This is a genomic window from Pluralibacter gergoviae ATCC 33028 = NBRC 105706 (assembly GCF_001598855.1).
Taxonomy (GTDB): domain Bacteria; phylum Pseudomonadota; class Gammaproteobacteria; order Enterobacterales; family Enterobacteriaceae; genus Pluralibacter; species Pluralibacter gergoviae.
This window is the reverse complement of record NZ_BCZS01000003.1, coordinates 295,342-308,830: the sequence shown is the minus strand read 5'-3', so window position 1 is coordinate 308,830 and position 13,489 is coordinate 295,342. Positions and strand designations below refer to the sequence as shown.

General features: G+C 60.5%; 9 protein-coding genes. 8 read left to right on the top strand and 1 reads right to left on the bottom strand.

The annotated features are described in order from the left end of the window. Positions 1–226: 226 nt before the first annotated feature. Positions 227–3,226, top strand: coding sequence for an autotransporter outer membrane beta-barrel domain-containing protein (locus ENGE1_RS05585; protein WP_064360562.1), 3,000 nt, complete (start codon positions 227–229; stop codon positions 3,224–3,226). Here the strand turns inward: ENGE1_RS05585 and ptrR are convergent. Continuing rightward, positions 3,223–4,095 (bottom strand): putrescine utilization regulator PtrR, encoded by an 873-nt coding sequence (gene ptrR, locus ENGE1_RS05580; protein WP_045291006.1) that lies wholly within the window; start codon positions 4,093–4,095, stop codon positions 3,223–3,225. The two genes, ENGE1_RS05585 and ptrR, sit on opposite strands and share 4 nt — an antisense overlap. Positions 4,096–4,197: 102 nt before the next feature. Between ptrR and sad the strand changes: the two genes are divergently transcribed. The 7 genes from sad to ENGE1_RS05545 all read left to right on the top strand — a co-directional run bounded on the left by sad (position 4,198) and on the right by ENGE1_RS05545 (position 13,476). Next, positions 4,198–5,583, top strand: a complete 1,386-nt coding sequence (gene sad / locus ENGE1_RS05575) for a succinate-semialdehyde dehydrogenase (protein WP_045291007.1) — start codon at positions 4,198–4,200, stop codon at positions 5,581–5,583. A 493-nt stretch (positions 5,584–6,076) separates the two neighbouring features. Beyond that, positions 6,077–7,765: an aspartate-alanine antiporter gene (gene aspT / locus ENGE1_RS05570; protein ID WP_045291009.1), complete on the top strand. Its 1,689-nt coding sequence runs from the start codon at positions 6,077–6,079 to the stop codon at positions 7,763–7,765. A 56-nt stretch (positions 7,766–7,821) separates the two neighbouring features. After that, positions 7,822–9,423, top strand: coding sequence for a bifunctional aspartate transaminase/aspartate 4-decarboxylase (locus ENGE1_RS05565; protein WP_048252720.1), 1,602 nt, complete (start codon positions 7,822–7,824; stop codon positions 9,421–9,423). Between the two features lie 148 nt (positions 9,424–9,571). Next, positions 9,572–10,498: a glutaminase B gene (glsB, locus tag ENGE1_RS05560; RefSeq protein ID WP_043083957.1), complete on the top strand. Its 927-nt coding sequence runs from the start codon at positions 9,572–9,574 to the stop codon at positions 10,496–10,498. After that, complete coding sequence (locus tag ENGE1_RS05555) at positions 10,498–10,857, top strand: DUF4186 domain-containing protein (RefSeq protein WP_043083958.1); 360 nt, start codon at positions 10,498–10,500, stop codon at positions 10,855–10,857. Before glsB ends, ENGE1_RS05555 begins: the two co-directional genes overlap by 1 nt. 28 nt (positions 10,858–10,885) lie before the next feature. Then, positions 10,886–12,313 carry a sensor domain-containing diguanylate cyclase gene (locus ENGE1_RS05550; protein WP_043083959.1) on the top strand — a complete coding sequence of 476 codons (1,428 nt, stop codon included), beginning with the start codon at positions 10,886–10,888 and terminating at the stop codon, positions 12,311–12,313. Between the two features lie 176 nt (positions 12,314–12,489). Beyond that, complete coding sequence (locus ENGE1_RS05545; protein WP_048252766.1) at positions 12,490–13,476, top strand: sensor domain-containing diguanylate cyclase; 987 nt, start codon at positions 12,490–12,492, stop codon at positions 13,474–13,476. Positions 13,477–13,489: the final 13 nt, after the last annotated feature.

Genomic DNA, 13,489 nt, shown 5'->3' with positions numbered 1-13,489 from the left:
TCTTATTTTTGAAAGTGTTTACATCGCGATAAGCCCACCGAAATTGCACCGGCGTTTATTGACAGCGAGAGGTGAGCGATTATTGTTTTATATTGCAAAATATGTCGTATAAATTCACGTAATAACGGCTCAATAACAAGGGATGCTCTCTGGAATGATTAAAGACATTAACAGTGTGAATAACGCTCGCCCGCCGTGCGGCAATTTCCGGCTGCGGTGGGGAGCGATATTGGTTTATCTTGCCGCATACGGCAGCGCCCACGCCGCGGATTATATTGAGCCTGGCAGGGCGGGCGATCCCGCGAGCTGGCGAACGCCGGAATTTAACGCCGAGTGGGGGCTCGGAGCGATTAACGCCGACCGCGCCTACGCGGCGGGCTACAGCGGTAAAGGCGTCAGGCTCGGCATATTCGATCAGCCGGTTTACGCGAAGCATCCCGAATTCTCCGGCGACAATAAAGTCGTTAATCTGGTGACGGAGGGGATCCGCGAATACACCGATCCCTATATTCCGGTGAAAAAAGGCGACAAATTTCGCTACGACGGCACGCCGAGTCAGGATTCTGACGGCACGCTGGGCTCTCACGGTACCCACGTCGGCGGTATTGCCGCCGGCAGCCGCGACGGCGGTCCGATGCACGGCGTGGCCTACGGCGCGCAGATCGTCAGCGCGGAAAACGGCGACCCCGGACCGGAGGACGGCATTATTCTCGGTAACGACGGCGCGGTCTATAAAGCGGGCTGGGAGGCGCTGGTAGACAGCGGGGCGCGCATCATCAATAACAGCTGGGGGATCGGCATCACCGAAAAGTTTGCCGAGGGCGGCTACAACCCGGCCTTTCCCCACTTTTCGGTGGCGGACGCGCAAAAGCAGTTCGACCAGATCCGCGCTATTCTCGGCACGGCGCCGGGCGGGGCCTATCAGGGCGCTATCGACGCGGCGCGCAGCGGCGTGGTCACTATCTTTGCCGCCGGCAACGACGGCAACCTCAATAATCCTGATGCGATGGCCGGGCTGGCCTACTTTGTGCCGGATATCGCGCCGAACTGGCTGTCGGTGTCCAGTCTCCAGGATCCGCAAAACCGCGGCGATTACAGCATCAGCACCTTTTCATCGCGCTGCGGCTACACCGCCAGCTTCTGCGTCTCGGCGCCGGGGACGCGGGTCTACAGCTCGGTCATCAACGGCACCAGCCTCGAGGACCTGACCACCGGCTACGCGCGCTACAGCGGCACCTCGATGGCCGCACCGCATACGGCGGGCAGCATTGCGGTACTGATGGAGCGCTTCCCCTATATGACCGGGGCGCAGGTGGCGGAAGTGCTGAAGACCACCGCCACCGATATGGGCGCGCCGGGTATCGACCCGCTGTTCGGCTGGGGGATGATCAATCTCGGTAAAGCCATCGACGGGCCGGGCATGCTGGTTACCGAAGAGGACATTCCCGAGGCGCTGCGCATCAAAGGCGCCTACGGCCCCTCGCAATTTGTGGTGGATCTGCCGGGCGTCGGCGCCGTGCTCGATGCGGGCAAGCCGACCCAGCGCGTTTGCGACAGCGTACTGTGCGGGCTCGACGTCTGGCGCAACGATATCTCGGGCCACGGCGGACTGACCAAGCTCGGCATTGGGACGCTGGTGCTCGCCGGCGCGAACACCTATTCAGGTCCGACGCGGGTCAACGAAGGGCGGCTGGCGGTCAACGGCTCGCTGACTTCTGACGTCAGCGTGCAGGGCGGCGGTATCGTCGGCGGCAGCGGCCGCGTCGGCTCCCTGACCGCCAATCGCGGCGGCACCGTGGCGCCGGGCAACTCCATCGGCACCCTCAGCGTCGATCGCGACCTGCGCTTTGAGCCCGGTTCACGCTACGCGGTAGAGGTCGGCGCGGACGGGCGCAGCGACCGCATTGCCAGCGGCGGCGCGGCGCAGATTAATGGCGGTGACGTGACGGTGTCACTTGAAAACGACCGCAATTTACTGAGCCAGGCGCAGGTGCGCAGCCTCGCCGGGCAGCGCTACGACATTCTCAGCGCGGCGGGCGGCGTCAGCGGGCAGTTTGATTCGGCGGCGCCGCAGTACCTGTTCCTCGGCACTGCGCTGCGCTACCGGCCGGACCGCGTGCTGCTCGACGTCGGCCGCAACGACCGCCGCTTTGAGAGCGTGGCGGCAACCCGCAACCAGCGCGGCGTGGCCCGGGCGGCGGAGTCCCTCGACGCGGGCCATCCGGTGTATGAAAGCATTCTGGCCAGCGGCAGCGCGGGCGAGGCGCGGCACGCCTTCCGGCAGCTGGGCGGGCAAATCCACGCCGATATCGCCTCGGCGCTGGTCAACGACAGCCGCTACCTGCGCGAAACGCTCAACGGCCGTCTGCGCCAGAGCGAGGGGCTGGCGGGCCCGTCGGAAATCAAGGCTGACGAAAGCGGCGCCTGGGCGCAGCTGCTCGGCGCGTGGGACCACGCCTCGGGCACCGGCTACCAGGCAAATACCTACGGTGTGCTGCTGGGGCTGGACGCCGAGGTTGCCAACGACTGGCGGCTCGGCGTGGCGACGGGCTATACCCGCACCTCGCTGGACGGCGGCCACGGGGCGAAGGGCGACAGCGACAACTACCACCTGGCGGCTTACGGCGGACGGGAGTTCGGCAATCTCGCACTGCGCACCGGCGCGGGCTACACCTGGCACCGCATCGGCACCTCGCGGGACATCGCCTACGGGGCGCAGCGCGACCGGGCGTCGGCGAGCTACAGCGCGCGCACCGCGCAGCTGTTTGCGGAAACCGGCTACGGCGTTGAGACCGGATGGGTGAACCTGGAGCCGTTCGCCAATCTGGCCTACGTCAACTTTGAGAATAACCGCATCGGCGAGCACGGCGGCGCGGCGGCGCTGGGCGGCGGCAAGCAGCATACCGATGCGACGCTCTCAACGCTGGGCCTGCGGGCGGACACCACCTGGCAGGTAGCTAAAGAGACGGCGGTGTCGCTGCGCGGCGAAGCGGGCTGGCAGCATCAGTACGGCGACCGCGACCGGGGAACCGGGCTGCACTTCCGCAATAGCGATGCGGCGTTCGTGACTCGCAGCGTGCCGGTGTCGCGGGACGGCCTGCTGCTGAAGGCCGGCGCGGAGGTCGCGGTGAACGATAACGCCGCGCTGACGCTGGGCTACGGCGGGCTGCTGTCATCGAATCACCAGGACAACAGCGTCAACGCCGGGTTTAACTGGCGCTTCTAGGACGCCGCGGCCGGAGCCTCATCCAGCAGTTCGATAAAGGCGTCGAGCTGCCGGGTTTTTGCTCCGCGCCGCCAGATAAGCCAGGTGGTGAGCCAGCGCCACTTCTCCGGCAGCGGCCACGCTTCGACCTGATGATGACCGGGCATACTTTCGAGCATCGAGCGGGGCATCATCGCCAGCCCGGCGCCGGCGATCGCGCAGGCCAGCATACCGTGGTAGGACTCCATTTCGTGAATACGTCCCGGGGCGGCGCCGTCGGCGTGGAACCAGCTTTCGAAATGGCGGCGGTAGGAGCAGTTGGCGCGAAAGGCGTAGATGCTGCTGCCGTTAACGTCGCCGCCGCGCGTCACCGGCGGATGCCCCTTCGGCGCGACGATCATCATCTCTTCCCGGTAAACCGGGATCCCCTCCAGACCCGGATTCATCACCGGCCCGTCGACGAACGCGGCGCTGAGCGTTCCCTCCAGCACGCCGTCAATCATGGTCCCGGAAGGGCCGGTCGCCAGATCGAACTGGATCTTGGGATAGCGCTGGTTATAGCGCGCCAGCGTCGGCGGAATGCGCACGGCGGCGGTGCTCTCCAGCGAACCAACCGAAAACAGCCCCTGCGGCTCATCGCCGGCCACCACCATGCGGGCTTCGTCCACCAGGGCGAGGATCTGCTCGCTGTAGCGCAGGAAGCTGTGTCCGGCGGGCGACAGGCGCAGGCGCTGGTTTTCGCGAATAAATAGCGCCACGCCGAGATCGTCCTCCAACTGGCGGATGCGGGTAGTCAGATTGGAGGGCACGCGGTGCACCCTGCGCGCGGCCTGGGTAATGCTGCCTTCCCGGGCCACGGCGTTAAACATCTCAAGCTGGGTCAGATCCACAGTATTCTCGCATCGTGAATGGGATGGTTAATATTATTCATTTTCCATAAATAGCAGAGTGGGGCACTATCCTGCAAATCGTTCCCTATCTGGAGAGACAACATGACATCACCTGCAACCCACGCTATCTCCGTCAACCCGGCAACCGGTGAAACCCTTTCCACGCTGCCGTGGGCCACGGCTGAAGACGTCGATCGCGCCATTGCGCAGGCCGACAGCGGCTATCGCCGCTGGAAAACCGCCACCGTTGCCCAGCGCGCCGATGCGCTGCGCCAGCTCGGACGCACGCTGCGCCACCGCGCCGACGAGATGGCGCTGACCATCAGCCGCGAGATGGGCAAACCCATTGCCCAGGCCCGGGGGGAAGTCGCCAAGTCGGCCGGACTGTGCGACTGGTATGCGGAGCACGGCCCGGCGATGCTGGCCTCCGAGCCGACGATGGTGGAAAACAACAAGGCGACGATTGAGTATCGTCCGCTGGGGCCGATTGCCGCCGTGATGCCGTGGAACTTCCCGCTGTGGCAGGTGCTGCGCGGCGCGGTGCCGATCCTGCTGGCGGGCAACAGCTATCTGCTCAAGCATGCCCCGAACGTGATGGGCTGCGCCCGGCTGATTGGCGAGATCTTTCGCGACGCCGGCATTCCGCAAGGCGTCTTCGGCTGGGTTAATGCCACCAATGACGGCGTCTCGCAGATGATTAACGATCCGCGTATCGCCGCCGTCACCCTGACCGGCAGCATGCGGGCGGGGAAAGCGATCGGCGCCCAGGCCGGGGCGGCGCTGAAGAAGTGCGTGCTGGAGCTGGGCGGTTCGGATCCGTTTATTGTGCTCAACGATGCCGACCTGGATGAGGCCGTGAAGGCCGCGGTGATTGGCCGCTACCAGAATACCGGGCAGGTGTGCGCCGCCGCGAAGCGCTTTATCGTTGAGGCCGGTATTGCCGACGCCTTTAGCGCAAAATTTGTCGCGGCAACCGAAGCGCTGAAGATGGGCAATCCGGAAGACGAGCAGAACTACCTCGGGCCGATGGCGCGCTACGATCTGCGCGATGAGCTGCACGCGCAGGTCACCGCCACGCTGCGGGAGGGCGCCACGCTGCTGCTCGGCGGCGAGAAGCTCGCCGGCGCCGGCAACTACTACGCGCCGACGGTGCTCGGCAACGTGACGCCGGAGATGACCGCGTTCCGCCAGGAGATGTTTGGCCCGGTGGCGGCCATCACCGTGGCCCGCGACGCGGATCATGCGCTGGCCCTTGCCAACGATAGCGATTTTGGCCTGTCGGCCACCGTTTATACCGCCGATACGGCGCTGGCGGAGCGCTTCTCCCGCGAGCTGGAGTGCGGCGGGGTGTTTATCAACGGCTACAGCGCCTCCGACGCCCGCGTCGCCTTCGGCGGCGTGAAGAAGAGCGGCTTTGGCCGCGAGCTGTCGCACTTCGGTCTGCATGAGTTCTGCAATGTGCAGACTGTGTGGAAGGATCGGCACTAGCCACCGCTAGCCTGCTGCCACGAGCCCGCGCAACCCGCGGGCTTTTTTAGCTGTATCCGTTGGCGCCTATTGCGGGCCACTCTCACCGCGCTTCGCCGGGGACGGCAGCGTAAGTTTCACGCCGGCGAATAAATTGTTAATCATTTTCCGCCGCGATCGTTATCTGCCCGAATATCTCATTTGCCAAAAAAACGCGCATTTACTGACTAAAGTAAAATCACTCTGGATAATTAATGATCGGCTTTTATCAGAAATAAAACAGCGGCTTTTATTATTATTTACATTGCGCGATAACGCCGCGCTAACATTAGCTCGCTTCATTTGTCATACAAATCATGTTGTAAATCAATTTACCGCCTGTTTATTTTAAATGACTGCCTATCCGCACTTATTGATAAATAAATTAAGTACGCAATGCACAGAATGGATTTCGCCAGTTAACGCATTGCAAAAATCTTCTTTCCTCATTTAAATAAATAGAGGGGTATATGGTATGGAGTGGCTTATTAATACGCTACGAGCCTATCCTGAGATAGCGATATTTTTGTCTATCGGCATTGGCTATTGGCTTGGAGGGAAAAGTTTTCACGGTTTTAGTTTAGGTGCGGTAACGTCGACGCTAATCGCAGCATTGATTATCGGCCTGGTGGGTGTTCATATATCAGGGACCGTTAAAAGCACCTTTTTCTTAATGTTTCTTTTTGCCGTCGGCTACGGCGTTGGTCCGCAATTTGTTCATGGGATATCGAAAGATGGTATTCCGCAGGCAATATTTGCGGTAGTGGTCTGTATTCTTTGTCTTATATTTCCGGTTATTGGTGCAAAAGTGGCGGGATACGATTTAGGATCGTCTACCGGACTATTTGCCGGCTCGCAAACTATTTCCGCGGCAATGGGGTTAGCCACCGATGCGATTGGCCGATTGCATCTTGCGCCAGATAAAACCAAAGCCATGGAGGATGCGATGCCGGTCGCCTATGCCGTCACCTATATATTCGGGACGGTGGGCTCGGCGATATTCCTCGCAATAATTGGGCCGCGAATGCTGGGCATTAATCTTGAGAAATCCTGTAAAGAGTATGAAGCGACCATGAGCGAAGGGCAGGAGACTCAGGAGAAAGGCACCGCGTGGCACCGCTATTCCATTCGCGCCTACCAGGTCGATGAGACGAGTGAAATCATTGGCCGCAGCGTGGCGACGCTGGAGCTGGCGCAGCGGGAGAACCGACTGTTCATCAGCCGCATCCGCCGGGGCGAGCGGATTATCGACGCCACGCCGGATGAGGTGATTGCCTGCGGGGATATTATTGCCATTGAGGGCAGCAGGGCCGCGATACTGGCGCTTATCGGCCAGTCGCAGCAGGAAGTTGAAGACCCTGAGCTTATCGCCGTTCCCGTAGAGGGCGTCGATATCTTTCTTACCAACAAGAAGTGGGCAAACGTCACGCTGGAGCAGCTGGCCGCAGAACCCTTCACCCACGGCGTTTTCCTGCGCGGTATTAAGCGCGGTCCGCTTGGCGTGAGTATTCCGGTGCTGCCGGGAACAAAGCTGTGCCGTAACGACATTCTCACCATTACCGGTATGACCCGGGATACCAAGCGCTTTGCCGGCGAGGTAGGGAAAGCGGACCGCCCTGGCAATGCCGCCGACGTTTCATTTATCGGGCTGGCAATCTTTATCGGTACGATGGTGGGGGCGGTAGTTATTAACGTTGCCGGTATTCCGCTGACCCTTTCTACGGCGGGCGGCTCGCTGATTGCCGGCCTGGTCTTTGGCTGGTGGCGCTCCGTGCGTCCAACGGGGGGCCGGATCCCGGAACCGACCCTGTGGTTTATGAACTCCGTTGGCCTGAATGTGTTTATCGCCGTGGTCGGGCTTAACGCCGCGCATGGTTTTATTGAAGGGCTGCGAACCCTGGGCGCCAGTCTGTTTCTGTGGGGCATCTTCGCCACGCTGCTGCCGCTCGTCGTCAGCATGTATATAGGCCGCTATATTTTTCGCTTTCACCCCGCACTGCTGTTTGGCTGTATTGCCGGGTCGCGTACCACTACGGCGGCTCTGGGTATGATTTGCGAATCAGCAAAAAGTAACGTGCCCGCACTCGGTTATACCGTGACCTATGCCGTAGGCAATACGCTGCTGACAATCTGGGGCATGGTCATCATTATGCTGCTGTCATAACAGGACGCAGCGCATCACGTAATTAATATCTGTTTGTATATTAATGGGAGTTAAAAATGGAAAAGGCTAATATTGATTTAAGCAAGTACAGTGCATTAAGCCCATTCGAACTGAAAGATATTTTGATTAAAGCTGCGAGCAGTCGTGAGAATCGCCTGATGCTCAATGCCGGACGCGGCAATCCTAACTTTTTGGCGACCACCCCGCGCCAGGCATTTTTCCAGCTGGGACTTTTTGCCAGTAAAGAGTCTGAATTGCACCTCTCTTATCTGGAAAAAGACGTCGGCGGTCTGCCAAATATTAAAGGTATCGAGCAGCGCTTTTTAAGCTTCCTCGATAAATATAATGATGAACCCGGCATTGGTTTATTGCGGAAAATCATAAGCTACGTTGGCGATCAGATGGGCATCAGCCCCAGCGAATTTCTGCAGGAAAGCGTGGAGGGGATCCTCGGCTGTAATTATCCGGTACCCTCCAGAGCGCTGCGCTTAACCGAGCACGTTATTCGCGCCTATCTCTCAAAAGAGATGCTGGGTAATAAAGTCTCGGCCGAAGACTATGATATCTTCCCGGTGGAGGGCGGCACCGCCGCGATGGCCTATATCTTTAATTCACTCAAAGAGAACCAGCTTATTGCGCCGGGAGATAAAGTGGCAATCGGTATGCCGACGTTTACGCCGTACTTTGAGATTCCGACCCTGAAAGATTACGACCTGCAGATCGTCAATATTAACGCCGATCCGGAACTCAACTGGCAATATCCGCACGAAGAGCTGGATAAGCTGTGCGACCCGGATATTAAAATCTTCTTCGTCGTTAACCCCGGGAACCCTGACTCGGTAAGAATGAGCGACGAGTCGCTCGATTACATCGCCAGGCTGGTGCGCACGAAGCGTCCGGACCTGTTTATCCTGACGGACGACGTGTACGGCACCTTCGCCGATGACTTTACCTCGCTGTTCGCCGTCTGCCCGCACAACACGGCGCTGGTGTACTCCTACTCGAAATACTTTGGTGCAACCGGCTGGCGGCTGGGGGCTATCGCCATGCATAAGCACAACGTGCTGGATGCCAAAATTAAGGTGCTCAGCGCTGAAAAACAGCAGCTGCTTGACGAGCGCTACGCCTCCCTGACCACCACCCCACGCGATCTTGCCTTCATTGACAGGATGGTTGCCGACAGCCGCGCCGTAGCCCTCAACCATACCGCCGGGCTATCGACGCCGCAGCAGGTGCAGATGGCCATCTTCTCGCTGTTTGCGCTGATCGACATTAATGATAGCTACAAGCAGGTCCTCAAGCGCATCATTCGCCGCCGCTATACCGCTCTGTATCAGCAGTTAGGGCTGCCGGTTCCGATGGACGAAACCAGCGCCGACTACTATACGCTGCTTGACTTCGAGACCATCGCGACGGCTTTTTACGGCGCCGAATTTGGCCAGTGGGTGCTCAATAATATTCAGCCCAACGAGCTGCTGTACCACATTGCCGATCAGACCGGGATCGTCATGCTGCCCGCTTCCGGCTTCGGCAGCCCGCGTCCGGGGGGCCGCGTGTCGCTGGCAAACCTTAATGAGTACGACTATGCCAATATCGGCCGCACGCTGCGGGCCCAGGTCGAGTCGAGCTATGCGCTCTATCAGGCCAGCCGCAAATAAACCATCACCGCTTTAATCTGCTACTGTCGGGAGTACGGGCCGCGGCCCGTACTCCCGCTTTGCTTTTGTTTATGCGCGGGAAACAAGACGCTTTCCCGCGACGCTGCTATACTCCGGGCCGTTAAAAAAAGCGCCTGAAGGAATGAGAGTGGCAACGCGTATTGATAATCAGATGCTGAGCGAAGTTCTGGCCGAGGCGGCGCCGCTTATCGGCCAGGGCAGGGTGGCGGACTATATCCCGGCGCTGGCCTGCGTAGACGGGCGCAAGCTCGGCATCGCCATCAGCACGGTAGACGGGCAGCATTTCTGCGCCGGCGACGCCGCCGAGCGCTTTTCTATCCAGTCTATCTCCAAGGTGCTGAGCCTGGTGGTGGCGATGAACCACTACGAAGAGCACGAGATCTGGCGGCGGGTCGGTAAAGATCCCTCCGGACAGCCCTTTAACTCGCTGCTGCAGCTGGAGATAGAGCAGGGCAAACCGCGCAATCCGTTTATCAACGCCGGGGCGCTGGTGGTCTGCGATATGCTGCAGGGCCGGCTGAGCGCGCCGCGCCAGCGAATGCTGGAAATTGTCCGCAAACTTGCCGCGGTGGACGACATTGCCTACGATAGCGTAGTCGCCCGCTCGGAAATGGATCACGCGGCGCGAAACGCGGCCATTGCCTGGCTTATGAAATCGTTCGGTAACTTCGACCATGATGTCAGCACCGTACTGCAAAACTACTTCCACTACTGCGCGCTGCGGATGAGCTGCTGCGAGCTGGCTCAGACCTTTTTGTTTCTCGCCAATCAGGGGCATCAGCCGGGCGTCAGCCAACCGGTGGTGACGCCGATGCAGGCGCGGCAGATCAATGCCCTGATGGCCACCAGCGGCATGTACCAGAATGCGGGCGAATTTGCCTGGCGCGTGGGGCTGCCCGCCAAATCCGGCGTCGGCGGCGGCATCGTGGCCATTGTGCCTCACGAAATGGCGATCGCCGTCTGGTGCCCTGAACTGGATGAGGCCGGCAATTCGCTGGCCGGGATCGCCGCGCTCGAAGCGCTGACCCGGCGGCTCGGGAGGTCGGTCTTCTGATGGCGGATTTAGACGCTCTCTTTACCCGCCTGGGGCGCTCCACTTTTCGCGCCCGCTTTCGGCTGGGGCCGAAAGAGCGGCAGTACTGCTGGGATAAGGGCGCGCAGGTGATTGACAGCCACGCCGCCGACTTTGTGGCGCAGCGCCTGGCCCCGGCCCATCCGCGCAACGACGGCAAGCAGACGCCAATGCGCGGGCATCCGGTGTTTATTGCTCAGCACGCCACGGCAACCTGCTGCCGGGGCTGTCTTGAGAAATGGCACGGTATTGCCCAGGGACGTGACTTGAGTGAAGGGCAGCAGGCGTATATTGTGTCGGTGATCCATCACTGGCTTGTTATACAGATGAACAGCAGGTAATTTTCGCGTCGTTAAGGGTCCATAATTAATGCGTTCTATCGTTATCCCCCGTATTGCCTGTTTTAGCGAAGCGCACGTGCTGCGAAATATCGTCTGGCTTTTTCTGCTGACCACGCTTTTCTACGCGGTTGGCGCCATGCTGCGCCTGGTGCAGGAGCTGTCGCTGTTCTGGCCGCTGAACGCGGTAATGGCCGGCGTTTTCGCCCGCTACGTGTGGCTGAACCGCATTCACTACTACATTATCTGCTATGTGGCGATGCTGGCCTATGACGGTATAACGACCCAGTGGGGCAGCCTGGATTCGCTGGTCATTAACGCTTCCAACATGGTGTTTATCGTGATGGTCGCCCAGCTGGTGATGCGCGATAAGCGCCTGCAGGACACCGATCCGGAGCCGATTAACGCCCTGCGGTTGTTCAACTACAGCCTGATCTCGTCGCTGGCCTGCGCGCTGGTCGGGGCCGTCGCCTCGGTCGGCGTCAATCATCAGGGCTTCTGGCCGATGCTCGGCGACTGGTTCAGCGAGCAGTTCTCCACCGGCGTGCTGATTTTACCCTGCGTCATGACCCTGACCATGCCCTATGAAATTACCGGCATTCGCTGGCGCAGGCTACTGCCGGCGCTGGCGCTTGTCGTTTCGCTGCTGGCGGCCATTGCCGTCGGCGGCGCCGGCAGCCTGGCGTTCCCGCTGCCGGCGCTTATCTGGTGCGCGATCAGCTATCCGATGCCGGTAGTCTGCCTGCTGACGTTCATTACCGGCGCCAGCGAAATCATTCTCGTGGCTAACGGTATTATCAACCTCGCGGTGGATGGCCCGCTGCAGAATGCGCAGCTCTTCTCCACGCGCCTCGGCATCGCCTCGCTCGCTATCTGTCCGGTGATCGTCGCCTCCAGCGTGATTGCCATTAATAATCTGATTCGCCAGGTCTCGCTGCGGGCAGATTTCGATTTTCTTACCCGCGTCTATTCCCGCTCTGGCTTATATGAGGTGCTGAAAACGCGGCCCTGCGATACCGCGGAACAGCACATTACCGTAATGTTGCTGGATATCGACTACTTTAAAAGCGTCAACGACAACTACGGCCACGAGTGCGGCGACTACGTGTTGACGGCGCTGGCGCGGCAGGTGAGCGACGTGGTCGGCAGCCAGGGGCTGGTCGCGCGCATGGGCGGGGAGGAGTTCGCGGTGGCCGCCAAAACGCGCAATGCGGAAGAGGGCTACCGCCTGGCGGAAGCGGTTCGCGCCCACATTGCCGCCAGCCAGTTTCAGTGGCGGCAGCAGACGCTGCAGGTGACGGTGAGTATCGGCATCGGCAATGGCTACACGGAAAACCGCACGCTGCTTGATACATTCAATACACTGATTGTTGAGGCGGACGACTTTTTGTACCAGGCTAAAAAAAGAGGCCGCAACCAGACCTGCGCGCGGGAGACATTGCCCGCTCTGCAATCTTGACGCTGGCCTCCGGGTAAAGCCAGGCAGGCGGCCCAACGCTCTTTTTTGGTAGCTTGTTGCGGGCCGACAGTTCGCCTATGATCGGCGCAGCACCGAACCGGGAAATGCACTGAATGCGTGAATCAGCTCCCCCTCTGGAAAACCGCGGCGTTCCCGGCCTGCGCTTTGTTAAGCGCATGTTCGCCATGCGCATTCTCGGCACCTTTTTTTGCTTTTTCCCCATTCTCTCCGTCCTTGACGAGCTGGGCCGTCCGGCGCTGCTCATCGTCCTGCTGGCGATCAACGCTTTCATCTGGCCGGTTGTGGCATGGCTGCTGGCAAGGCGCGCTGCGGCCCCGCTGGCGGCGGAGCACCGGAATCTGATCGTTGATGCCGGCGCCGGCGGCTTCTGGGTCGCGGTAATGGCGGTGAATCCGCTGCCGTCGGTAGTGATTGTGACCCTGCTGCTGACGGACAGGCTGGCGGCAGGCGGCGCGCCGCTGCTTCGTCGCGCCGTACTGGCGATGTTGACGGCCTTTGTCGTCTGCTGGCTGGCGCTGGATCTGCCGGTGCAGCTCTATGTCACGCAGCGTACGATGCTGGCCACGCTGCCGCTGATTGCGGTCTATCTGCTGGCGCTCTCCATGCTCACGCACGACATCGCCACCCGCCTGCGGCGTAAAAGCGATGAACTGGAGCGTATCGCCATGCAGGACCCGCTGCTGGACATTGCCAACCGCCGCCTGCTGGAGAGGCGCATGACGACTGAGCTGAACCGCATGCGCCAGCGCCGCTGCCGCTCGGTGCTGATGTTTATCGATCTGGACAATTTTAAAGAGGTCAACGACCGCTACGGCCACAAAGTCGGCGACACGATGCTCGGTATCGTGTCGCAGATCCTCACCATGGTCAGCCGGGAAGGCGATACGCCCGCCCGCCTCGGCGGCGATGAGTTCGTCCTGCTGCTGCCGGATACCCGCGGCGAGGAGGCCGCGCTTATCGCCTCGCGGATCATGGACGCGGCGGCGGCGATGGCGGTGCTTCCCGACGCGACTTTGACGCTGAGCATCGGTATTGCCACCGCCGGGCCGGAGGTGCAGGACGTTGGCGCCTGGCTAAAGCTTGCCGACGATGCGCTGTATGAGGCAAAGCGGCGCGGGAAAAATCAGGTTTTTGCCTGCTGAGCGCGGGCGCACA